The sequence below is a fragment of the Bifidobacterium sp. KRGSERBCFTRI genome (assembly GCF_025908335.1).
On sequence record NZ_CP109653.1, the window covers coordinates 1,718,190 to 1,742,467 of the forward strand.

Annotated in this window: 18 protein-coding genes and 1 tRNA gene; 8 read left to right on the forward strand and 11 right to left on the reverse strand. The window is 60.4% G+C overall.

The features are described 5' to 3' along the window. Positions 1-120: 120 nt before the first annotated feature. From fusA to OGI63_RS07350, 4 genes are all read right to left on the reverse strand, one after another. Positions 121-2,250 carry an elongation factor G gene (gene fusA, locus OGI63_RS07335; protein WP_003808605.1) on the reverse strand — a complete coding sequence of 710 codons (2,130 nt, stop codon included), beginning with the start codon at positions 2,248-2,250 and terminating at the stop codon, positions 121-123. Between the two features lie 30 nt (positions 2,251-2,280). Beyond that, positions 2,281-2,751, reverse strand: a complete 471-nt coding sequence (gene rpsG, locus OGI63_RS07340) for a 30S ribosomal protein S7 (protein ID WP_003808603.1) — start codon at positions 2,749-2,751, stop codon at positions 2,281-2,283. 5 nt (positions 2,752-2,756) lie between these two features. Then, a complete protein-coding gene (gene rpsL / locus OGI63_RS07345; RefSeq protein WP_003808601.1) occupies positions 2,757-3,128 on the reverse strand; it encodes a 30S ribosomal protein S12 in 372 nt (123 codons plus the stop codon). A gap of 735 nt (positions 3,129-3,863) precedes the next feature. After that, positions 3,864-4,925 (reverse strand): bile acid:sodium symporter family protein, encoded by a 1,062-nt coding sequence (locus tag OGI63_RS07350; protein WP_011742976.1) that lies wholly within the window; start codon positions 4,923-4,925, stop codon positions 3,864-3,866. 264 nt (positions 4,926-5,189) lie between these two features. Here OGI63_RS07350 and OGI63_RS07355 point away from each other — a divergent pair. Both OGI63_RS07355 and OGI63_RS07360 read left to right on the forward strand, forming a co-directional pair. Continuing rightward, positions 5,190-5,262: transfer RNA gene (locus tag OGI63_RS07355), tRNA-His, on the forward strand. Between the two features lie 108 nt (positions 5,263-5,370). After that, on the forward strand, positions 5,371-6,396 hold the full coding sequence (locus OGI63_RS07360) for a threonine aldolase family protein (RefSeq protein ID WP_011742975.1): 1,026 nt from the start codon (positions 5,371-5,373) through the stop codon (positions 6,394-6,396). A gap of 91 nt (positions 6,397-6,487) precedes the next feature. Here the strand turns inward: OGI63_RS07360 and OGI63_RS07365 are convergent, their stop codons facing one another. After that, positions 6,488-7,663 (reverse strand): glycosyltransferase, encoded by a 1,176-nt coding sequence (locus tag OGI63_RS07365; RefSeq protein ID WP_041777271.1) that lies wholly within the window; start codon positions 7,661-7,663, stop codon positions 6,488-6,490. A 26-nt stretch (positions 7,664-7,689) separates the two neighbouring features. Here OGI63_RS07365 and purT point away from each other — a divergent pair, with 26 nt between their 5' ends. The 3 genes from purT to OGI63_RS07380 all read left to right on the forward strand — a co-directional run bounded on the left by purT (position 7,690) and on the right by OGI63_RS07380 (position 13,684). Further along, positions 7,690-8,943, forward strand: a complete 1,254-nt coding sequence (gene purT, locus OGI63_RS07370; protein ID WP_011742973.1) for a formate-dependent phosphoribosylglycinamide formyltransferase — start codon at positions 7,690-7,692, stop codon at positions 8,941-8,943. 135 nt (positions 8,944-9,078) lie between these two features. Beyond that, entirely contained in the window at positions 9,079-9,831 is a 753-nt protein-coding gene (gene purC, locus OGI63_RS07375; protein WP_011742972.1) for a phosphoribosylaminoimidazolesuccinocarboxamide synthase, read from the forward strand. Between the two features lie 118 nt (positions 9,832-9,949). Further along, positions 9,950-13,684 carry a phosphoribosylformylglycinamidine synthase gene (locus OGI63_RS07380; RefSeq protein WP_011742971.1) on the forward strand — a complete coding sequence of 1,245 codons (3,735 nt, stop codon included), beginning with the start codon at positions 9,950-9,952 and terminating at the stop codon, positions 13,682-13,684. A gap of 111 nt (positions 13,685-13,795) precedes the next feature. Here OGI63_RS07380 and OGI63_RS07385 read toward each other — a convergent pair whose 3' ends face one another. Both OGI63_RS07385 and OGI63_RS07390 read right to left on the reverse strand, forming a co-directional pair. Beyond that, on the reverse strand, positions 13,796-14,023 hold the full coding sequence (locus tag OGI63_RS07385) for a hypothetical protein (RefSeq protein ID WP_003808583.1): 228 nt from the start codon (positions 14,021-14,023) through the stop codon (positions 13,796-13,798). Beyond that, complete coding sequence (locus OGI63_RS07390; protein ID WP_011742970.1) at positions 14,020-15,654, reverse strand: DNA methylase; 1,635 nt, start codon at positions 15,652-15,654, stop codon at positions 14,020-14,022. The genes OGI63_RS07385 and OGI63_RS07390 overlap by 4 nt, the downstream gene beginning before the upstream one ends. Before the next feature lie 232 nt (positions 15,655-15,886). Here OGI63_RS07390 and purF point away from each other — a divergent pair, with 232 nt between their 5' ends. The 3 genes from purF to purD all read left to right on the forward strand — a co-directional run bounded on the left by purF (position 15,887) and on the right by purD (position 19,808). Continuing rightward, positions 15,887-17,401 carry an amidophosphoribosyltransferase gene (gene purF / locus OGI63_RS07395; RefSeq protein ID WP_011742969.1) on the forward strand — a complete coding sequence of 505 codons (1,515 nt, stop codon included), beginning with the start codon at positions 15,887-15,889 and terminating at the stop codon, positions 17,399-17,401. 19 nt (positions 17,402-17,420) lie between these two features. Then, complete coding sequence (gene purM / locus OGI63_RS07400) at positions 17,421-18,455, forward strand: phosphoribosylformylglycinamidine cyclo-ligase (RefSeq protein WP_011742968.1); 1,035 nt, start codon at positions 17,421-17,423, stop codon at positions 18,453-18,455. Positions 18,456-18,545: 90 nt separating this feature from the next. Next, positions 18,546-19,808 carry a phosphoribosylamine--glycine ligase gene (gene purD / locus OGI63_RS07405; RefSeq protein WP_003808576.1) on the forward strand — a complete coding sequence of 421 codons (1,263 nt, stop codon included), beginning with the start codon at positions 18,546-18,548 and terminating at the stop codon, positions 19,806-19,808. Between the two features lie 164 nt (positions 19,809-19,972). Here the strand turns inward: purD and OGI63_RS07410 are convergent, their stop codons facing one another. From OGI63_RS07410 to purE, 4 genes are all read right to left on the reverse strand, one after another. Further along, positions 19,973-21,982: an LTA synthase family protein gene (locus OGI63_RS07410; protein WP_011742967.1), complete on the reverse strand. Its 2,010-nt coding sequence runs from the start codon at positions 21,980-21,982 to the stop codon at positions 19,973-19,975. 209 nt (positions 21,983-22,191) lie between these two features. Continuing rightward, positions 22,192-22,590, reverse strand: coding sequence for a Fur family transcriptional regulator (locus tag OGI63_RS07415; RefSeq protein ID WP_011742966.1), 399 nt, complete (start codon positions 22,588-22,590; stop codon positions 22,192-22,194). 11 nt (positions 22,591-22,601) lie between these two features. Then, complete coding sequence (purK, locus tag OGI63_RS07420; protein WP_041777269.1) at positions 22,602-23,777, reverse strand: 5-(carboxyamino)imidazole ribonucleotide synthase; 1,176 nt, start codon at positions 23,775-23,777, stop codon at positions 22,602-22,604. Continuing rightward, on the reverse strand, positions 23,761-24,258 hold the full coding sequence (purE, locus tag OGI63_RS07425; protein ID WP_011742964.1) for a 5-(carboxyamino)imidazole ribonucleotide mutase: 498 nt from the start codon (positions 24,256-24,258) through the stop codon (positions 23,761-23,763). The genes purK and purE overlap by 17 nt, the downstream gene beginning before the upstream one ends. Positions 24,259-24,278 lie beyond the last annotated feature (20 nt).

Sequence of the window (24,278 nt, forward strand, 5' to 3'; positions counted from 1 at the left end):
GGCACTCGCTACATTTTACTGGGTTTGACGGGTTTGTGCCACTTTGGAGCCCGAACCCAGTCAGCGCTACAAAATACTAGCGCTGACTGGAGACAGTTTCCACTTCAGTGGCAGCGCGTGTCACTCGCCGCGCTGGGCCTTGATGATCTCCTCGGAGACGTTCTTCGGAACCTCAGCGTAGGAGTCCATCTGCATGGTGAACATTGCGCGGCCCTGGGTCTTGGAGCGAAGATCGCCGATGTAGCCGAACATCTCGGACAGCGGGACCTTGGCATCGATGACCTTGACACCGGTGGAGTCGGTCATGGACTGGATGGAACCACGACGTGCGTTGATGTCGCCCATCACATCGCCCATGTACTCTTCCGGAGTACGCACTTCCACGGCCATGATCGGCTCGAGGATGACCGGCTTGGCCTTCGGGGCAGCTTCCTTGAAGCACATGGAACCTGCGATCTTGAAGGCCATTTCGGAGGAATCGACGTCGTGGACCTGGCCGTCGGTGACGGTAGCCTTGACGCCAACCACCGGGAAGCCGGCGAGGATGCCGGATTCCATGGCTTCCTGCACGCCAGCATCGATGGAAGGAATGAATTCCTTGGTGATGTGGCCGCCGGTGACTTCGTTGACGAACTCGTAGGTCTCGCCGTTCTCGGTGTCGAGCGGCTCGAAGTTCATCAGGACCTTTGCGAACTGGCCGGAACCACCGGTCTGCTTCTTGTGCGTGTATTCCTGGTTCATGACGGCCTTGCGGATCGTCTCGCGGTATGCAACCTGCGGGTTACCGACGTTGCACTCCACCTTGAATTCACGACGCATACGGTCGACGATGATGTCGAGCTGCAGCTCGCCCATGCCGGAGATCAGGGTCTGGCCGGACTCTTCGTCGGTCTTCACCTGGAAGGTCGGATCCTCGTCGGACAGCTTCGCCAGAGCGATGCTCATCTTCTCCTGGTCGGCCTTGGTCTTCGGCTCCACGGCCACCTCGATCACAGGATCCGGGAAGGTCATGGATTCGAGGGAAATCGGGGACTTCTCGTCGCACAGGGTATCACCGGTGGTGACGTTCTTCAGACCCACGAAGGTGTAGATGTTGCCGGCTTCGGCGGCATCCACCGGGTTCTCCTTGTCGGCGTGCATCTGGAAGATCTTGCCGACGCGTTCCTTCTTCTCCTTGGTGGAGTCGAGGACGGTGTCGCCCGGCTTGACGGAACCGGAGTACACGCGCACGAACACGAGCTTGCCGTAGAACGGGTGGGTGGAGATCTTGAAGACCAGTGCGGAGAACGGATCATCGGTGGTCGGCTTGCGGTCGATCTCGATGGACTCGTCCTGCGGGTCGAAGCCGACGATGGACGGAACGTCCTCCGGGCTCGGCAGGTAGTCGACGACGGCGTCCAGCATCGGCTGCACACCCTTGTCCTTGAAGGCGGAGCCGCAGAGCACCGGGTAGGCCTCACGGTTGATGGTGAGCTTGCGGATGCCGGCGCGGATCTCGTCCTCGGTCAGTTCGCCGGACTCGAGGTACTTCTCGAGCAGCTCCTCGTCGGACTCGGCGACCTGGTCGAGCAGCTCGGAACGATACTGCTCAGCCTTGTCCTGCAGGTCGGCCGGGATGTCGGTGGTGTCGTAGTGGGCACCCAGATCGCCGGAAACGTCGTTCCAGACGTAGGCCTTCATGCGGATCAGGTCGACGACGCCGGCGAAGTCGTTCTCAGCGCCGATCGGCAGCTGGACGACCAGCGGGGTCGCGCCCAGCTTGGTCTTGATGGTGTCGACGGAGTAGTAGAAGTCAGCGCCGAGCTTATCCATCTTGTTGATGAAGCAGATACGCGGAACGCCGTACTTGTCAGCCTGACGCCACACGGTCTCGGACTGCGGCTCCACGCCTTCCTTGCCATCGAACACGGCGACAGCACCATCGAGCACACGCAGGGAGCGCTCCACCTCGGCCGTGAAGTCCACGTGGCCAGGGGTATCGATGATGTTGATCTGGAACTTCTGCTTCTCGTCATGGGTCTGACGGTTCCAGAAGCAGGTGGTAGCAGCGGACTGAATGGTGATGCCGCGCTCCTGCTCCTGAGCCATGAAGTCCATCGTCGAGGCGCCATCGTGGGTCTCGCCGATCTTGTAGTTCTTACCGGTGTAGAACAGAATACGCTCGGTGGTAGTGGTCTTACCGGCATCGATGTGAGCCATGATGCCGATGTTACGGATCTGGTTGAGATCATTGAGCACGTCTAGTGCCATGATTGTTCCTTAACTCTCGTTCTCGACTAATTACCAGCGGTAATGAGCGAAGGCCTTGTTGGCCTCTGCCATCTTATGAGTATCCTCGCGGCGCTTGACAGAAGCACCGAGGCCGTTGGAGGCATCGAGGATTTCGTTGGCCAGACGCTCAGCCATGGTCTTCTCGCGACGGGCGCGGGAGAAGTCGGTGAGCCAGCGCAGGGACAGCGTGTTGGCGCGGCCCGGCTTCACTTCGACCGGGACCTGGTAGGTAGCGCCACCGACACGGCGGGAGCGAACCTCGAGGGACGGACGGATGTTGTCCAGAGCGCGCTTGAGAACGGCGACCGGCTCCTGGTCGGTCTTCTCCTTGACCATGTCGAGAGCGCTGTAGACGATGTCCTCGGCGATCGACTTCTTGCCGTCAAGCAGAATCTTGTTGATGAGCTGTGCCACAACGGTGGAACCGTAGATCGGATCCGGCAGCAGCTGATGCTTCTTGGAAGGTCCTTTACGTGACATATCTCTTACTTCGCCTTCTTTGCTCCGTACAGGGAACGACCCTGCTTGCGATCCTTCACACCCTGGGTATCGAGGGCGCCACGAACGATGTGGTAACGAACACCCGGCAGATCCTTGACACGGCCGCCGCGAACGAGCACGATGGAGTGCTCCTGCAGGTTGTGGCCTTCGCCCGGGATGTATGCGGTGACTTCCACACCGGAGCTCAGGCGCACACGGGCGACCTTACGCAGTGCCGAGTTCGGCTTCTTCGGGGTGGTGGTGTAAACACGGGTGCACACGCCACGACGCAGCGGGCTTCCCTTCAGTGCCAAAGTCTTGGACTTCTTCGGCTTTGCCTGACGTCCCTTACGGACGAGCTGTTCAATAGTAGGCAACTTGAATTCTCCGATTCAGTGGTTTCTCTTGGTTTCGCGTGACCGCCGCACTGCACCCACACTCCACGACACTGAATCGTAAAGATAGCCACAGTCCACCGGCCCGATGGCCCGTCCCTCTCTCACCGCCGCATTGCTGCGCGTGATGCAATCGAGTTCCGGGATATCCCAACCCGCACGCCTGTTACATAAGGCATGCCGTTGGCACACACGAATTACCAGTATACAGGTCTGCCGGACAATGCTGGATAATCGTGTCGCGACAGCAACGGCCGTTATACGAAGAGTGGCTCCGACGCCATCCTGGCATCGGAGCCACTCTCCCACGCGCCACCTTGCGCGCATCGCTTCAAACCTCTGAGTCTTTTCATAACCCCATGCGGCCCGGCGTCCTCGCCGTACTGCCTATGCCGCCATCTCGAATCGCTATATTCGGTTGTTCTTCAGTTATATCTTGAAGGCGTTGCGCATGGGCCTCACGGCCATCGGCGCTTCATTGCGACCTGACGAATTCTCGACCGATCCGCAACTCCGGCCTTCACCTTTAGTATACCGCAAACGAACATATGACACGGGGCAAAACACCCCTAAATCCCAATATTTTCAATACTTAACCGAACTTCAGCGCAAAGCAACACAATCTAACATCGCCATGGAAAAACAGGTCAAAACAGAACAGCCTCTGAACCGTTCTGTACGGTTCAGAGGCTGCCTGGCCGATGCCACGAATCACATTCAGGCGTTGACCGTTTCCTCGGACTCATCCTTGACGGCGTCCCCGGCTTCCGAAGCCTTGGCCGCGGAACCCTTCTCGCCATTGTCGGAATCCGGGTGGATCTGATGCTTGTCATCGTGCTCGCGCCACCAGCTGGACAGCACCGAACCGGAGATGTTGTGCCATACGCTGAAGAAGGTGGACGGCACGGCGGCAAGCGGGTTGGACGCGAAGGAGCTCAAGGCCAACGTGGCGCCCAAAGCGGAATCCTGCATTCCGACCTCGAAGGTGATGGCCTTCTGCTGCGCGTAGCGGAAGCCCTTCGGATACACCTTGTACATGAGCTTGGAGAAACCGAAGCCCAGCGCGTAACCGCACAGGTTGTGCAGGATGACCACCGGGATGGCAAGCAGCGAGGATGCCACGAACAGCTTCGGACCATTGGCTGCGACCACGACGCCGATGATGAGCAGGATGGCGACCTGGGACACGATCGGCAGCGCCACCGTGACCTTCTCGATCTTCTCCTTGAAGATGGCGTGGCAGATCACACCGAGCGCGATCGGGAACAGCACCACCTTGACCGCGTTGAGGAACAGGGACTCGACCGGCACGGTCACATACTGGGAGGCGAGCCACTGCATCAGCAGAGGAATCATGAACGGCGCGCACAGCGTGGACAGGATGCCGATGGACACGTCGAGCGCCACGTCGCCACGGCTCAGATAGCTCATCACGTTGGATGAGGTGCCGGACGGGCAGCAGCCGACCAGAATCACACCCACGGCAAGCGGGCCGTCGAGACGGAAGATCCAGCACAGCAGCACGGCCACCAACGGCATGATCACGAAGTGGGCCACCGTGCCGACGACGACCATCAGCGGCTGGGTGAGGATACGTTTGAAATCGTCGAGCGTCAGCGTCAGGCCCATGCCGAACAGCACGATGCCCAGGAAGTATCCGGTGTAGGACTTGCCCCACAGGCTGGTTTGCGGCACGAAGTAGTTGAACACGGCCCATACGATCACGATCACGGTGAACCATTTGGTGAGCCAATCACCAAACGCCTTGATCTTCTGCATTATCGTTTCCTCTTTTCTCAATCACGTTTCCATGGAAGTCATTTCCGAGGAAAACAAAACGGGACCGGCTTTCTGCCGACCCCGTCGTGACATCTTCCGTTGGAATTGCCTACAAATTAGGCACCCATCCATCAAGTGCGTAACATTCCGTTCACATAATGCACATCACATGGCAGCCGAAAGCGCAACACGCCGACGCGCGCGCATCCAAAAAATCGTGTATAGTATCCATTCGTTGCGCTTCCGCATGGAAGTGAGAACATGGTGGCTATAGCTCAGTTGGTAGAGCATCTGATTGTGGTTCAGAAGGTCGCGCGTTCGAGCCGCGTTAGCCACCCCGGTGAAACCTCGGAAGAAATTCCGAGGTTTTTTGCTATCCGCGGAGGCCGAACGCGCGGAACCAGACTTTCCCGATCGCAAGCAACCCACAACAAAAGGAACGACCATGCTGTCTTTCGAAAACGACTACTCCTGCGCCGCGACGCCGGAAATCATCGCCCGTCTCGCCGAAACCGCGCCCAACCAGTATCCCGGCTACGGCACCGACGACGTCTGCGAAAGCGCCAAAGCCAAAATCCGCGAGGCCTGCGCATGCCCGGACGCCGAAATCTTCTTCCTCGTCGGCGGCACTCAGACCAACCAGGTCGTCATCGACGCCATCACCCCGCCGTATGCGGGCGTGGTGGCGGCCACCACCGGACATGTGAACGTGCATGAGGCGGGCGCTATCGAATTCACCGGCCACAAGGTGCTCACGCTCCCCCACCATGACGGCAAAATCAACGCGGATGAACTCGACGAATACTGCGCCACGTTCTACGCGGACGGCAACTACACGCATATGGTGTTCCCCGGCTGCGTGTACATTTCGCAGGCCACCGAATACGGCACGCTGTACACGCTGGCCGAACTCGAGGCGATCCGCAAGGTCTGCACGAAGTACGACATGCCGTTGTTCATCGACGGCGCGCGTCTCGGCTACGCGCTGACCGCCACCGGCAACGACGTGACGATCGAGGACATCGCGCGTCTCGCCGACGTGTTCTATATCGGCGGCACCAAGGTGGGCGCGATGTTCGGCGAGGCCGTGGTGTTCACGCACGGCAACATGCCAAAGCATTTCGTGACGATCGTCAAGCAGCATGGCGCGCTACTGGCCAAGGGATGGCTGCTGGGACTGCAGTTCGACACGTTGTTCACCGACGGCCTGTACCTGCGCATCGCCCGCCACGCCAACGATGCCGCGGACCGTATCCGCAAGGTGCTGGTGGAACGTGGCTACACGCTGACTTTCGATGCGCCGACCAACCAGATCTTCGTCACGCTCGACAACGAGACCTCCGAACGTCTGCAACGCGACGTCCGTCTCGGCTTCACGGAAAAGGCGGACGACGCGCATACCGTGATGCGCATCTGCACCAGCTGGGCCACGACCGACGAGCAGGTGGACGAGCTGGTCGCACTGCTGTAAAAGACAGTCCGCAAAACAAGGAAAGCCGGGAAATCGCTCCCGGCTTTCCGCTTATGTATAACGATTGTATTGCGATTGCGGCAGGCGCCATTCAGCGACGGTTATCGGCGATCGCCTCACGTTCCATCGCGACGAACTTACGTACGGACGATTCCACCGAATAATTGGTTTTCGTATGTTCGGCGTAGGTGCCGCCCCACTTGGCGAGCTGCGCCGGATGGTCGATCCACCAGTCGATACGACGGGCCAGCGCGTCCACATCGTCCACGGGGAACAACGATTCGTCCAGCAGCGCGAACTGGCCGGCCGCGCTCAGCGACGACGAGGCGATCACCGGCACCAGACCGGCGGCCATGCCTTCGATGACACTCACCGATTCGAGATCGGCGATCGACGGATGCACCAGCAGATCGCCGGAACGCAGCAACGCCGGCATGTCGGCATTCCGGTGGAATCCGATCGAAGCCGGACGAGACAACAGCCGTCCGGCCATACGCTGCAACCTCTTCTTAAGCGGCCCGGTGCCGGCGATCACCAATTCGATGTCCTGCGCGTGACGGCAGCGGGCGATCGCCCGGATCAACGCGACATGGTTCTTCTCATTGGTCAGTCGTCCCGACGCGACGATACGGAACGGCACCGGCGACGGCTCGTCCGCCTTGCGCTGCCGCTTCGGCGTGAACCGCGATTCGTAGCCGTTGGAGATGACATGCAGCTTCGACTTGTATCCATGCGAGCGCAGCAGGCTCGCACCCAATTCGGTCGGCACATGCACATGGTCGATCTTGCGGTACAGCCATATGTCGAACAGCCAGTAGATGAACGAGTCGATGCCGGGCACATATTTCAAAGGCCCCGCGGAATACGTGACGTTCTCCGGCTGCACGTGGTAGCCGGCCGTAACGGCGATGCCCATCTGTTTGGCGACCTTGCAGGCATGCTGGCCGAAACGGAACGGCGTGTAGATATGCACCACGTCCACACCATCGAACGCCTTGCGAAACAGCGTGTCGCTCGGCTCGGCGAACTGCATCTGCTGCTTCTTCGCCACCCAGCTGACCAACGGCACATGATTGACGCGCGCGGGATATTCGGGCGCGCCGATGCCCACCAAACGGACATGATGCCCCTGGCGCTCCAGCTCCTGCGCCCACTGCAACGCCGAATTCGAGGTGCCATTGCCCCGATTCCCCGACGTGTCGACCACCATGGCAATGGTCAGGGGGCGCTGCGTTTCATTCTTTTCATTCTCGGACATGCGTTCCATCCTACGCCGATGGCACAATAGAAGTCATGACTGAAGAGAATCGTGCCCTCGGCACTCCGCTTGGCAAGCATCCGACCCGTGTTCTGTTCCTTGGCTCCGGCGAGCTGGGCAAGGAAGTCACCATCGAACTGATGAGACTCGGCGCATGGGTGTGCGCGGCCGATTCCTACGCCGGCGCGCCGGCACAACAGGTGGCGCACGAATACCGCGTGCTCGACATGGCCAACGCGGACCAGCTGCGCGCGCTGTTCGACGAAATCCAGCCGGACATCATCGTGCCGGAAGTCGAGGCGATCGCCACCTCCGAACTCGCGGCCGCCGCAGCACGTGGCGCGCAGGTGGTGCCAAGCGCCGAAATCGCGGCGATCTGCATGGATCGCGAGCGCCTGCGCGTGCTCGCACACGAGGAACTGGGACTGCCGACCACCCCGTACCGTTTCGCCGGCTCTCTGGAAGAACTACGTGAGGGCGCGCAAATCGTCGGCTATCCATGCGTGGTCAAGCCGATCATGAGCTCCTCCGGCCACGGACAGTCCGTGGTACGTTCCGCGGATGCGATCGACGCCGCATGGACGGAAGCGCAGGAAGGCCGCCGCGCACACGACGAAGGCGACGTGTCACGCGTGATCGTGGAGGCGCTCGCCCCGCTCGACTACGAGCTGACCGTACTGACCGTCAGCTCCAGCGCCGGCATCGTGACCTGCGCTCCGATCGGACAGCGTCAGGAAAGCGGCGACTACCGCGAATCCTGGCAGCCGGCCACCTTCACGCCGGACGTGCTCGAACAGGCGCAGCACATCGCACGAACCGCCGTGGAAGGTCTGGTGGCGAAGGCCCAGGCTTCCGGCGAAAAAGGCTGGGGCGTGTTCGGCGTCGAACTGTTCGTGCTGACCGACGGAAACGTGCTGTTCAACGAGGTCTCCCCTCGTCCGCACGATACCGGCATGGTCACCATGGCTTCCCAGCGGTTGAGCGAATTCGCATTGCACGCGCGCGCGATCCTCGGCCTGCCGATCACACAGGAACATGTCGCCCTGTCGATTCCGGAAGGCACCGTCGCGGCAAGCCATGCGATCGTCGTCCAAGGCGATGGCGAAGCGGAATTCCGCAACGTCGCCGCCGCGCTCGCCGAACCGGGTACCGACCTGCGTGTCTTCGCGAAGCCGGAAGTGCATGGGCACCGACGCATGGCGGTCGCGCTGGCCGTCGGCGGCGACGAGGCGGACGCGCGCGCCAAAGCCGGGAACGTGGCCGAATCGCTCGACATCGCAATCGTTTGACGGCTATCGCCGGATGCTGAGACGAGGCTGCCGGAACGCGCCCAAAAGTCGCGCGATTGTAGCCTCCCGTTGGTATCTTGTTAACTGTCAAGTTCACCAAACTATCTACCTCCCAAACACCAGGAAAGGCGAGTAATGGAGAAGTTGGAAAAGCTCTACGAGGGCAAGGCCAAGCAACTGTACGCAACTGACGATCCGGAGGTCCTCTGGGTCGAATACAAGAACTCCGCTACCGCAGGTGACGGCGAAAAGAAGGAAGACTTCGCCGGCAAGGGCAGGCTGAACAACCTCATCACCACGCTGATCTTCGATCTGCTCAAGAAGCGCGGCATCGACAGCCACCTGGTGGCACGCGTGGGCGAGACCTCCCAGCTGGTCAAGAAGGTCACGATGTTCCCGCTCGAGATCGTGCTGCGTAACACCGCGGCCGGCCACTTCTGCTCCCGCCTGGGCGTCGAAGAGGGCATCGAGCTCAAGGAACCGGTGCTGGAGTACTTCCTGAAGAACGACGAACTGCACGACCCGTTCGTGAACGACGACGATCTGGTGGCGCTCGATGTGTGCACCCGCGAGGATCTGGCCGAAATCGCGCCGCTCGCCCGTCGCATCAACGAAGCCCTGATCGAAATCTTCGCCAAGATCGACGTCAAGCTGGTCGATTTCAAGATCGAGATGGGCCGCACCTCCGACGGCACGCTGCTGCTCGCCGACGAGATCACCCCGGATTCCTGCCGCCTGTGGGATCAGCGCGACCACTCCGGCAAGGTGGAGCATCTTGATAAGGACCTGTTCCGCCGCGACCTGGGCGACATCATCCCGGCATACGAGGAGATCGAAAGCCGCTTGGCCGAGCTCGCCAAGTCCGAGGGCATCGAAGTCGCAGAGTAATGCGTTTGCAAGCCCGCATCTGAAGCGAAAGCCGGATGCGGGCTTCCTTGTTATATCGCAATCCTTCATTCTTTTGTCAATCCAAATCCAATAACCCCTCTTTTTCAAGGAGTTGACCATGGTTTTTCGCGTGTACGTGGAAAAGAAGCCGGGCTTTGACGTCGCGGCCCAGCAGCTCGCCAACGAGTTGCACACCATTCTCGGCATCGGAGCTTTGAAGAACGTCCGTCTCGTCAACCGGTACGACGTGGAAGGCATCAGCGAGGAGCTGTTCGCCCAGGCCACGCCGACCGTGTTCAGCGAGCCGCAGGTGGACAACGTCTACGCCGACCTGCCTGATTTCGGTTCCGACACCGTGTTCGCGGTGGAGTATCTGCCCGGCCAGTTCGACCAGCGCGCGGATTCCGCCAGCGAGTGCATCCAGCTGATCTCCCAAGGCGAGCGTCCGACGGTTCGTTCCGCCAAGGTGTATGCGCTGGAAGGCGAGCTTTCCGAAGCCGACGTCGAGGCCATCAAGCATTACGTGATCAATCCGGTGGAAGCCCGTGAAGCCTCTCTGGATGTCAAGACCACGCTGAAGGCCCAGGTGCCGGTGCCAGGCAAGGTGGAGGTCATCAACGGCTTCCGTTCTATGAGCGACGCCGAGCTTGAGCAGTTCATCGAAGACCGTGGTCTCGCCATGGATCTGGCCGACCTGCAGTTCTGCCGCGAGCATTTCACCGAGGAGCAGCGCGACCCGACGATCACCGAGATCAAGGTGATCGACACGTATTGGTCCGACCATTGCCGTCACACCACGTTCGGCACGCAGCTCGACGAGGTTTCGATCGACGATGCCACCGTCAAGGCCGCGTTCGACAAGTATCTTGAGATGCGTCACGAGCTGGGCCGCGACGCCAAGCCGGTATGCCTGATGGATATGGGCACGATCGGCGCGAAGTGGCTCAAGAAGAACGGCATTCTGAAGAACCTCGACGAATCCGAGGAAATCAACGCCTGCACCGTCAAGGTGAAGGTGGATGTGAACGGCCACGACGAGGATTGGCTGTTCCTGTTCAAGAACGAGACGCACAACCACCCGACCGAGATCGAACCGTTCGGTGGCGCGGCCACCTGCATCGGTGGCTGCATCCGCGACCCCCTGTCGGGCCGTTCCTACGTGTATCAGGCGATGCGTGTGACCGGTGCCGCCGATCCGACCGTGCCGGTTTCCGAAACGCTTGAGGGCAAGCTCCCCCAGCGTAAGCTCGTCACCACCGCCGCGGCTGGCTACTCCTCCTACGGCAACCAGATCGGTCTGGCCACCGGCCAGGTGGATGAGATCTACCATCCGGGCTATGTGGCCAAGCGCATGGAGGTCGGCGCGGTCGTGGCCGCGACTCCGGCCGATCATGTGCGCCGCGAGACCCCGGCTCCGGGAGACAAGGTCATCCTGCTCGGCGGCCGTACCGGTCGTGACGGCATCGGTGGCGCCACCGGCGCTTCCAAGGCGCATAACGTCGAATCGCTGGAGCTTGACGGTGCCGAAGTGCAGAAAGGCAACGCGCCGGTCGAGCGCAAGCTGCAGCGTCTGTTCCGCCGTGGTGACGCGTGCCGTCTGATCAAGCGTTGCAACGATTTCGGCGCGGGCGGCGTGTCCGTGGCGGTCGGCGAGCTTGCCGACGGCCTGTATGTGGACCTCAACAAGGTGTCCAAGAAGTACGAGGGTCTTGACGGCACCGAACTGGCGATCTCCGAATCGCAGGAACGCATGGCCGTGGACGTGGCCGCCGAAGATGTGGACGAGTTCCTGGGCTACGCCAAGGAGGAGAACCTCGAGGCCGAGGTCATCGCGACCGTGACCGAAGAGCCGCGCATGACGATGGTGTGGAACGGCGACACGATCGTGGATCTGTCCCGCGAGTTCCTCGCCTCCAATGGCGCTCCGAAGCATCAGGTGGTGCATGTCGAGGCGCAGCACGGCTACGCCACCCCGTGGAAGACCGGCACGCTCGCCGAACGCATGCACACCATGCTCACCGATCTGAACGTGGCCTCCAACAAGGGACTTTCCGAACGCTTCGACTCCACCATCGGCGCAGGCACCGTGCTCATGCCGTTCGGCGGGCGTAAGCAGCTGACCCCGAACATGGCCATGGTGGCCAAGCTGCCGGTGTTTGGCGAGACCACCACCGCCTCCGCGATGGCTTGGGGCTTCAACCCGTACATCATGGAGCAGAACCAGTTCACGGGCGCCTACCTGTCCGTGGTCGAGTCGCTCTCGAAGCTGGTCGCTGCCGGTTTTGAGCATGAGAAGGCATACCTGAGCTTCCAGGAGTACTTCGAGAAGCTGCGCGACGAGCCGGAACGCTGGGGCAAGCCGATGGCCGCCGTGCTGGGTGCTTTGATGGCCCAGGTGGATCTGGGCGCTGGCGCAATCGGCGGCAAGGATTCCATGTCCGGCACCTTCGAACAGCTTGACGTTCCGCCGACCCTGATCTCCTTCGCTGTAGCCGTGGGCAATATGAAGCGCGCCACATCCCCGGAGTTCAAGGGTGCCGGTCACCGTGTGGTCCGCATCGCCCCGCGCTATAACGCCGATGGTCTCACGCCGGATAAGGACGCGCTGCTGGAGGTGTTCTCCGCGGTCGAGGAGCTCACCGATTTCGGCGATGCGCTGGCCGTGTCCACGCCTGGCTACGGTGCCACCGCCGAGGCTATCTTCAAGATGACGGTCGGCAACCAGATCGGCGTGAAGCTGGCCGATGGCATCAGCGTGGACGACCTGTTCGCCCCGGCCTATGGTTCCTTCATCATCGAACTTGCCGACAACGCGAAGGTTCCGGCCGTATCCAACCTGGTTGAGGTCAGTGAGGTCGGCGAGACCACCGAGGCCTACCAGTTCGCGGCAGCCGGTGAGACGCTGGATCTGGCCGAACTGCAGGACGCGTGGGAGGGCGGCATCGAATCCGTGTTCCCGTACCGTTCCAATGGCGACGAGAAGGGCAAGACCGTTGAAACCGTGTCCTTCGACGCTCCGAAGAAGACCGTGTACACCGGCACCGGTGTGGCCAAGCCGCACGTGATCATCCCTGTGTTCCCAGGCAACAATTGTGAATACGATTCCGCAGCCGCCTTCGAACGCGCGGGCGCCGACGTGAGCACGCTTATCGTGAACAACCTCACTCCGGCTGCCGTGGCCGAGTCCACCGCCGCTTTGGTCGAGGAGATCAAGAAGAGCCAGATCATCATGATTCCTGGCGGCTTCTCCGGCGGCGACGAACCGGACGGCTCCGCCAAGTTCATCACCGCGTTCTTCCGCGCTCCGGCCGTGACCGAGGCCGTGCGCGACCTGCTGAACAACCGTGATGGCCTGATGCTCGGCATCTGCAACGGTTTCCAGGCGCTTATCAAGCTTGGCCTGGTGCCGTACGGCGACATCGTGCCGATGACCGCCGAATGCCCGACGCTGACGTTCAACACCATCGGCCGCCACCAGAGCCGTCTGGTGCGCACCCGCGTGGCATCGAACCTCTCCCCGTGGCTTGCGAAGACCGAGGTGGGCGACATGCACACCATCGCCATCTCCCATGGCGAAGGCCGTTTCGTGGCTTCCGACGACGTGCTCGCCCAGCTCAAGGCCAATGGCCAGATCGCCACGCAGTACGTGGACGAGAACGGTGTGCCGGGCATGGATCTGGACGTGAACCCGAACGGTTCGCTGCTGGCCATCGAAGGCATCACCAGCCCGGACGGCCGCGTGTTCGGCAAGATGGGCCACTCCGAGCGCTACAGCAACGGCACGTTCGTGAACGTGCCCGGCGAGAAGGATCAGCCGCTGTTCGCAGCCGGCGTGGAGTACTTCACCGCCTGAGCATCAAGACTCTTTTCACGCTCACATAATCAAGGGTGGGTTCGAAATCTCATGATTCCGAACCCACCCTTTCATATACAGCAATCCGCGACATTCGTCATAGCAGCCGCTTCAGGCGGAAAGGTAACCCTCGGCGAGATCGACGGGCCTGTTGGCGCGTTCCACCGCATCATCGCTGGATTGCGCGGTTTGTCTGATGATGTCGTCGTAACCGGTCAGGGCGGCGAAAGGCATGAATTGGGCGGCACGGTTATGCATGCTCATATGGGCATGCGTCTGCGATTGGTGATGCGGCAGATCGATGATGTCGTCGTAGCGATGGGTTTCCGTAAGGCTCATGCCGCATGACCTCCTATCTGCTTGTTGCGCTGCTGGCCTGTGGCGTCATCGAACATATCCATGGCCTTGATGATGGAATTTCTGCCGAATTTGCGTTTGATGTCCAGAAGCGTTTGCTGCATATGCAGTTCGGCGTCCCCTTGCGGCGAATCCTTGGAACCACCATCGGCGGCGGAACGCATAGCCTCGCATTCGGCCGCATCAGCGGAAGCGGAATCCACCGGCGCTTCCATCGTGGCGAACAAATCAGGCTGCGTATATTCGGACGCGGCCGCCTGCCGCCGTTCCTCAAGTTGCTCGTCGGTCAGTACATCGGCGGCGACCACATTCACCCGACGGACCAGCAAACGCCTGTCGACAATCGAAAGGAAAAGCTTATCGACCGCGTCGCAAATACGCGACGTAGCCGACGTCGGCTCCGGCAATGCGATCGACCCGGTGGCCGGCTTGGGTACGCGGCGGCCATACCTGTCGATCGAAACAGGGCCGTCGTATGTTGCCGCGGCATGTTCGGCAATCGCCTTCAAATCAGCGGAAACATCCTTGCCAAGCCGTTTCGGATCAAGACTTGCCGTGTCGTAGCCGACCATCAATCCCACTCTGCCGGCTTTCACGCCCTTCGCCACCAAATCCAGAGACAGCGTATCCGCCATTTCACGCACGATAAGCCGGGCGGCATCAAAACCCACCGGTCCCGTCAGCACTTGTCCGGAACTCAAGCTGTGCCCCGCCGGCTTGTACGCTTTGATGTCCGCGATGGTGCACGGTTCCCAACCCCACGCATGGTCGATGAGCAGTTCGGCGTTCACACCGAACATCTTGTACAGTAGATCTTCGTTGTAGTATTCGTCGGCACGCCCGATGGAGCAGCGCGCGATATCCCCCATGGTCGCCAGTCCGTGCGCTTCGAGCTTCCTTGCATACCCACGCCCCACACGCCAGAAATCGGTAAGCGGCCGGTGATTCCACAACAATTTCCGGTACGACATCTCGTCAAGCCGGGCGATGCGAATGCCGTCCTCCCCCGCCTGGATGTGTTTGGCCACGATATCCATAGCCACTTTGGCCAGATACATGTTCGTGCCGATGCCCGCGGTGGCGGTGATGCCGGTCTGGGTGTGGATATCACGGATGATGTCACGGGTCATCTCCTCCACCCCTTTGCCATAGGCGCGCAGATAGCCGGTGACGTCCATGAACACCTCGTCCACCGAATAGACGTGGATATCCTCAGCCGAAACGTATTTCAGATAAATACCGTAGATTTTCGCACTCATCGCCAAGTAATGAGACATGCGCGGTTTGGCGATGAACACGTCAGCGGCCAGATTCGGATTGGCCGCGAGCGCCTTCGCATCATACGATTTCCCCGTCAGCACACCGCCTGGAGCCGCGGCGCGACGGACCGCGTTGATTTCCTTCAGTTTCGCTTTGACTTCGAATAGGCGGGCGCGTCCGGGCAGACCGTATGCCTTCAACGACGGCGAGATCGCAAGGCAGATGGTTTTGTCGGTCCTCTCCTGGTCCGCCACCACCAAGTGTGTGGATAGCGGAGGGAATCCATGTTCCACGCATTCCGAGGACGCATAGAAGGATTTGAGGTCGATTGCCACGTATATCCGTCCGGCCATGATGCTCCTTCCATGCAATGGCTCATACGGGGGACTTCCCGCACCCCGACGACCGTGATTCGCGTTTTCAACGTCTTCCATCATAACAGCTTTTTCGAACGGCTGTTCGATTGCATGTCCGGTTCCATATACCGTCTGAGAACTGGACAAAACCCGACTCTTGTAGCCGCCCATTGATACTGTTGGACGGTAGCGAACCCCTTGTCTCCATGGTTTTGGAAGGAGCTTTGGCTTGTCAGCTGAACTCGAAGACATCCACGAGGAATGCGGTATTTTCGGCGTTTGGGGCCACTCGGACGCCGCCCGACTCACTTACTTCGGTCTGCACGCGCTGCAGCATCGTGGTCAGGAGGGTGCCGGCATTGTCTCCAACGATAACGGTCATCTCATCGGTCATCGCGGAACGGGTCTGCTGACCCAGGTATTCAGCGACGAGCGTGAAATCAAACGACTCAAAGGCGACAGGGCGATCGGCCATGTGCGCTATGCCACTGCCGGCTCCGGCGGCACCGACAACATCCAGCCGTTCATCTTCCGTTTCCATGACGGCGATATGGCGCTGTGTCATAACGGCAATCTCACGAATTGCCTGTCCCTGCGCCGCAAGCTGGAAGATGAGGGTGCGATCTTCCATTCCAATTCCGACACTGAAGTGCTGATGCACCTCATCCGCCGCTCCACGCAACGCACGTTTATGGACAAGCTCAAGGAAGCGCTGAACATCGTGCATGGCGGTTTCGCCTATCTGATTATGACCGAGAACGCCATGATCGGCGCACTCGATCCGAACGGTTTCCGTCCGCTCTCCCTTGGCAAGATGAAGAACGGCGCGTATGTGCTCGCTTCCGAAACCTGCGCGCTCGACGTCGTCGGCGCTGAATTGGTACGTAACATCCGTCCGGGTGAGATCGTGGTGGTGGACGACCACGGCTATAAGATCGTGCAGTACACGAATCAGACGCAGCTGGCCATCTGCTCGATGGAATTCATCTACTTCGCCCGCCCGGATTCCGATATCTACGGCGTGAACGTGCATTCCGCCCGCAAGCGTATGGGCGCACGTCTGGCGCAGGAGTCGCCGGTCGACGCCGATATGGTGATCGGCGTGCCGAATTCCTCATTGTCCGCAGCCTCCGGCTATGCGGAAGAGGCCGGCCTGCCCAACGAAATGGGTCTGATCAAGAACCAGTATGTGGCGCGAACCTTCATCCAGCCGACGCAGGAACTGCGCGAGCAGGGCGTGCGCATGAAGCTGTCCGCCGTTCGTGGCGTGGTCAAGGGCAAGCGTGTGATCGTCATCGACGATTCCATCGTGCGTGGCACCACGTCCAAGCGCATCGTGCAGCTGCTCAAGGAGGCCGGCGCGGCCGAAGTGCATATGCGTATCAGCTCGCCGCCGCTGAAATACCCGTGCTTCTACGGCATCGATATCTCCACCACCAAAGAGCTCATCGCCGCGAAGAAGTCCGTTGAGGAGATCCGCGAATACATCGGCGCCGATTCCCTGGCGTTCCTTTCCCTCGACGGTTTGGTCGAATCCATCGGTCTGGGTGCGGACGCACCGTATGGCGGCCTGTGCGTGGCCTACTTCAATGGCGATTACCCGACCGCGTTGGACGATTACGAAGCCGACTTCCTGAAGTCGCTCACTCCGGAGGATCGTGTCCGACTACCCGAATTCGCCCTGTACAAGAGCAAGTACGAAGGCAACGAGTACACCACCACTTCACCCCAAGAAGAACACTGAGACCCAAGAAAGGTTTGATATGCCAAAAGCATATGAAGAAGCCGGCGTAAGCGTCGAAGCCGGTTACGAAGTCGTCAAGCGCATCAAGTCGCATGTGGCGCGCACCAATCGTCCGGGCGTGGTCGGCGGCATCGGCGGATTCGGCGGCCTGTTCGATCTCGCCTCCCTGGGTTACAAGGAGCCGGTGCTGATTTCCGGCACCGACGGCGTGGGCACCAAGCTGGTCGTCGCCAAGATGGCGGGCAAACACAGCACCATCGGCATCGACTGCGTGGCCATGTGCGTCAACGATATCGCGGCCCAGGGCGCGGAACCGCTGTTCTTCCTGGATTACATCGCCTGCGGCAAGAACGATCCTGCCCTGCTTGAGCAGGTCGTATCCGGTGTGGCCGACGGCTGCGTGCAGGCCGATTGCGGCCTGATCGGCGGCGAGACCGCCGAGATGCCGGGCATGTACGACGAGGACGAGTACGATTTGGCCGGTTTCGCCGTGGGCGTGGCCGAGAAGTCCGCCATAGTCGATGGTTCCTCGATTGTCGAAGGCGACGTGCTGATCGGCCTTCCCTCCACCGGCGTGCATTCCAATGGCTTCTCCCTGGTGCGCAAGGCCCTGTTCGAACAGGCCGGATACACCGTCGACACCCAGCTGGATGAGCTCGGCGGTGAGAAGCTCGGCGACGTGCTGCTCACCCCCACCAAGATCTATGTCAAGACGCTGTCCCCGCTGTTCAAGGCCGGCGTGGTCAAGGGCGTCGCGCACATCACCGGCGGTGGCTTCATCGAGAACATCCCGCGTATGATCCCCGATGGTCTCGCGGCGCATATCAACCTCGGCTCTTGGCCGGTTCTGCCGATCTTCGACGTGCTGGAGAAGGCCGGCGAAATCGACCATATGGAAATGTTCAACATCTTCAACATGGGTATCGGCATGGTGCTGGCGGTCAGCGCCGAAGATGCCGATAAGACCATGGAACTGCTGAAGTCCAATGGCGAGGCCGGCTATGTGCTGGGCAATATCGTCAAGAAGACCGGCGAGGACGTCGAACTGCAGTAAACGAACATACGGGGGTAGCCGAACAGGCACCCCCGATATTATTTCTTGAGATTGGCACTCTTCCCCATAAGGGATACAACAGGAGGAAATATGAAGGTTCTGGTCATTGGTTCCGGTGCGCGTGAACACGCCATCGCCCACGCGCTCATGCGTGGCGACAGCGTCAGCGAGGTCACTGTGGCTCCAGGCAATCCGGGCATGGAACTTGACGGCATCCGCACCACGCAGCTCAACCCGTCCAATCATGCGGCGCTCATCGATTTCGTGAAGAACAATGGTTACGATTGGGTGTTCGTCGGACCGGAAGTGCCGCTTATCGAAGGCATCGTCGACGATTTCGCGGCCGCCGGCATCAAGGCGTTCGGCCCGAACAAGGCCGCCGCGCAGATCGAGGGTTCCAAGGACTTCGCCAAGCAGCTTATGGAACGTCACGACATTCCGACCGCGAAGTACCAGACGTTCGACGATTTGGAGCGTTCCACCGCTTATGTGCGCGAGCATGGCGCGCCGATCGTCATCAAGGCCGATGGCCTGGCCGCAGGCAAGGGCGTGACCGTGGCGATGGATGAGGAGACCGCCATCGCCGCTTTGGAGGACATTTTCGTGGACCACCGCTTCGGCAACGCCGGCGCGAAGGTGGTTATCGAGGATTTCCTTGAGGGTCAGGAATTCTCTCTGATGAGCTTTGTGAACGGCACCGATTTCTGGCCGATGCCGATTTCGCAGGATCATAAGCGTGCCTACGATGGCGACAAGGGGCCGAACACCGGCGGCATGGGCGCTTACAGCCCGGTTCCGCAGATCGGTCAGGATGTGATCGACACCGCCATCGAAACCATCGTCAAGCCGACCGTTCAGGCCATGGCCGACGAGGGCACGCCGTTCACCGGCATTCTGTACGCCGGCCTCATCGCCACCGCCGACGGACCGAAGGTCATTGAATTCAACGCGCGTTTCGGCGATCCAGAGACCGAAGTGGTGCTGCCGAAGCTCACGTCCGATCTCGGTGCCGGCATCAACGCCATTCTGAACGATGAGACCCCGGAATTCACTTGGGATGAGGACAATGCCACTCTCGGCGTGGTGCTCGCTTCCGACGGCTATCCGACCAATGTGGTCAAGGGTGCCGCGATTCCTGAGATCAAGGTCGACGACGATTCCCACGTCTACTATGCCGGCGTGACGCGTGGCGAGCATGGCCTGGTGGCGAATTCCGGCCGCGTGCTTTTCGTGGAGACCTCCGCGGCCGATATCAAAACCGCGCAGGACAAGGTCTACGGCATCATCGACAAGCTTGACACGACGGGAATGTTCTACCGTCACGACATCGGTTTCAAGGCGTTGAACGCATGATGTGACGTCATGCTGACGCCGTGAAACGTTTTAAGGGGCTTGTTCCATAATTGGAACAAGCCCCTTAGCGTATTCTCAGACGCGCGCGAATTCCACGCGGCACGACACGAAGGCGTACAAAGGTACGTCGAGTGTAGTGCCGTGCGGAAGGCGCGCCGTCCTCGTTACGGCAGGGTCATGAACGAGGTGTTTTTCAGATAATTCTTCCCCGTGGTGATGTCGTATTGGATGAGCCGGTAATCGGCCAGCAGCTGTCTGGTTTCGGCGTCGAAATCGTCTTCGGCCATGGGCTCGCCCTTGGAGTCCAGATAGATGTTCTGTCCTTCGGGGATGCGGTCCCAGCCTTGGATGTTGTTCACGACCGGCGGTTCCATGGCGGAGATCTTGGAATGCATTTCGGTGAGGAACGCCAGGTATGGGGAAACTTTGGCATCCATGTGCTCGGCCGCCTGGGCCACGAAGAAGTTCGGCGACGAGTATTCGGCGTTGTCGATCTTGTTGCCTTGCGTGCCGGAGGCTTTGTTGGACCAGATGAAGTAGTCCGTCTGATGTAACGCCAGCGAGTTGCCGTCATCAGCGGAAGCCGACGAGTAGATGCCCGGCAGATGGTCGCCGTAGAAGACCACGGTGACCGGCTTGTCGAGCTTGTCGAGTTCGCTGAGGAATCCGGCGGTCGCCCCATCCGTCAGGGACGCGCCCTTTTGGTAGGTTTCGATGGATTCCTTCTCGTCGTCCTTCAACGGCTTTCCCGTGGTGGAGGAGGCTTTGAAGTCGTTGTGCTTGTACCAGTCATGGTAGGGCATGTGGTTCTGCATGGTGATGACCTGCAGGAACTGGTTCGACTTGGTTTTCCTGACTTCCTCCAGCGTGCTTTGGTAGGTGGCCTCGTCGGAGACGTACGGCGAATCGTCGATCTTGTCCTGATGCGAGATGACGTCCGGCCCGGTCAGCGTGTAGAAATGCGAGAAGCCGAACTTCTTGTAGTTGGTGGCGCGCGAATACATGGACGACTCGTACGGGTGCAGTCCGATGGAGTTCTTGGACGCGCCCCACATCTGGTTGATGGTCGGCGTCCAATGCTCGCTCGGCACCAGCTGCTGGTATGGGCTGGTCAGGGAGGAATCGAAATTCGCCATGCTCAGGCCGGACAGTCCCATGTATTCCAGATTGGCGGTGCCGCCGCCGTATCCGGAGGACAGCATCAGGCCGGACGTGGTATTCTGCTTAATCTTGCGGATGTTCGGTATGGAATCCTTGTTGACTTTGAGTCCCGGCACGCGGGACGGGTCGGAGAAGGATTCGGACAGCACGTAGATGACGGTGCTGTCGGTCATGTTCGCGGAACGTTTCGCGTTGATCTTCTTCGCGGCCTTCTCATAGCGGGCCGCGACCTGCTTCATGGTCTCTTCGGAATAGTCGTCCGGCTTGACCATGACTTTCGGGTTGAGCTGACGGGTGAACGCCACCAGCGGCCCGTTGCGCTGGGCGTCGTATACGGAGTCCCACATGGAGGGCTTGTCCCCCATGACGGTGGCGAAGCCTTTGGCCCACGAGCCGACGGTGCTCACCTGCATCGAATACAGCGTGAAGAACAGGCCTGGAAGCAGGATCAGCAGCAGTCTTGCGATCGCGTTCACGGAGCGGGATCGCTTATCGGAGCCGCGAAACAGTCTGCCGTGACGCGCGTCGAGGCGGTTCAGGAAGACGAACAGCGCCACGAACGCGGCAAACGCCGCCACCGCGATCAGAATGGTCCATTGCGCGCCGGACGGCATGAAACTCATCAGATTGCCGGCGTCGGCCTTCAGAAAGTTCAAATCACTTGGCAGAATCGCCTCGTATCGTATTGAAACCTTGAAATGCTCAATCACGGCGATGATGAACGTGACTGCCAGAAAAACCGGCGTGGCCACCCAGAAACGATTGGTGAGCATCAGCAGAATGACATACAGGACGCCCCATAGGATGAGGTTCAGCACCGCCACGAAATTGGCGCTGGTGAACATCTTGCCGACGAATCCCCAACCGGTGAGCCACATGTTGTTCGATAGTTGGACTCGAGTGGCGGATTCGCTGACACCGATCTGCAGGGCGGCAACGCCCACCGCATCGAACAGCACGAATAGCACGCCGTAGAGCCAGCCGGGGAACTCCTTGCCCGCTTTCTTGGCCATCGGGTCCACGGTAGCGATGTCGAGCTCCTCAATCGGCTCGTTTTTCGATGTTGCTTTGGTCACGCATAACCCCACTTAGTTCGTTTGCAATGCCCTATTGTCATATATGCGTCTGAAAAAGACAACGTCCAACGTTTTTTCTTTACGATTTTTACGATTGGATTGCGCCGATGGCGATACGATTCCAACGGAAATACGGCAGACAGCCGCTACTTGTCCGCCTTCCGGCAGTCCTCGCACAGGCCGAACACCTCCAGCGTGTGCCGTTCGATGGTGAAGCCGTACTTGTCGGAGATGCCTTTCAGCCAGCTTTCGGAAGGCGATTCAATTTCCACGGTTTTGCCGCAGTTCGTACAGACGAGGTGATGATGGTGCCCGTCATCGCCGCACAGGCGGAACAGCTGCTGCCCGTCGAGACGGACCGTGTCGGCGCGGCCGGCTTCAGCCAGGGCGTTGAGCTGCCGGTAGACCGTGGCGAGTCCGATATGTTCGCCACGGTCTTCCAGCTTGCGGTGCAGCTCCTGCGCGGAGATGAATTCGTCGCAGCCGTTCAGCGCGTCGCGGATGGCGTCTTTCTGGCGGGTCTGCCGCACGATATGTTCACTCATTACCTATGATGTCAGGCTTTCTTCAAGTCGTCCCAGCAGCCGGTGGCCTCAAGGTCGGCCACGGTTTTGGCGGTGTCGTCGGTCAGCACGGTGATGTGCCCCATCTTACGGTCGTGGCGCACTTCCGCCTTGCAGTAGTCGTGCACGTTCCATTCGGGATGGTCGGCGATGAGCGCACGGGTCGGCGCCACATGCTGGCCGAGCACGTTGACCATGACGGCGGGCTTGAGCAGCTGCGGCTGTTCGAGCGGCCAGCCGGCGATGCCGCGAATGTGCGCGTCGAACTGATCGAACGAGCAGGCCTCGATGGTGTAGTGGCCGGAATTGTGCGGACGTGGGGCCAGTTCGTTGACGATGACCTTGTTGTCTTTGGTGATGAACAGTTCGATGGCCAGAATACCGGCGAGTTCGAAGCCTTTGGCCAGTCGCAACGCCAGCTCGTGCGCCTCCTTGGCCACGGTTTCGTCCACTTCGGCCGGCGCGATGGTCATGTGCAGGATGTTGTTGCGATGCTCGTTGCGCACGATCGGGAAGGTCACGTAATTCTTGCCGTTGCCGGCGACGAGGATGCTCGCTTCGAACGCGAAATCGACGAAGCCTTCCAGAATGCTTGGCGGGAAGCTGCCGTCATGGTCGGCGCGGGCGCGCACCTGCTCCAAGTCGGCTTCGGACTTGAGCACGGTCTGGCCGTGGCCGTCGTAACCGCCGGAACGGGTTTTGAGCACAGCCGGATAGTGGATCTCATCAAGTGCCGCTTCAAGTTCCTCGACGCTGTTGACGGCCTTCCACGGCGCGGTGGGCGTGCCATGGTCGTTGATGAACCGCTTCTCGTTGACACGGTCCTGCGTGACGCGCAGCAGATCGGTGCCTTGCGGGGCCGCCGCGAGGGAACGCACTTGGTCGATGGCGTCGGCGTCCACGTTCTCAAACTCGTAGGTGAGCACGTCGGACTTTTCAGCCAGTTCGCGGATGGCGGCGATGTCGTCGTATTCGGCGGTCACTTGGAAATCCGCGACCTGAGCGGCCGGACAGTCGGATGTCGGGTCGAGCACGCCGATGCGGAAGCCCATGTAGCGTGCGGACAGCGCCATCATGCGGCCGAGCTGGCCGCCACCGATGATGCCGATGGTCGCGCCGGGCATCAGTCGTTCGATACGGCCGTTGGTTTCCTCAGACAAGCTGGGCATTGGATTCAGCCACCTTTTCCTTCAGGGAGTCACGATAGTCCTGCAGCGCCTTGGCCAGTCGCTCGTCGGTGGCGCTCAGAATGCTCACCGCGAGCAGGCCGGCGTTGGTTGCGCCGGAGTTGCCGACGGCGGTGGTGGCCACCGGAATGCCGCCCGGCATCTGCACGATGGACAGCAGCGAATCCCAGCCGGACAGCGCGTGGGAGCGTACCGGTACGCCGATGACCGGCAGTGTGGTCTGCGCCGCGACCATGCCCGGCAGGTGGGCCGCGCCGCCCGCGCCGGCGATGATGACCTTCAGCCCGTTGGCACGGGCGTTGTGCGCGAACTCACCCATCAGTTCCGGGGTGCGGTGCGCGGAAATCACCTGCTTCATGTACGGCACCTCGAACTGGTCGAGCATCTCGCATGCGTGCTTCATGGTCTCCCAATCGCTTGCCGATCCCATGATCACCGCGACTTCAGGCTTGTTGTCTGCCATCAAAACCTCCGAAGGATTTA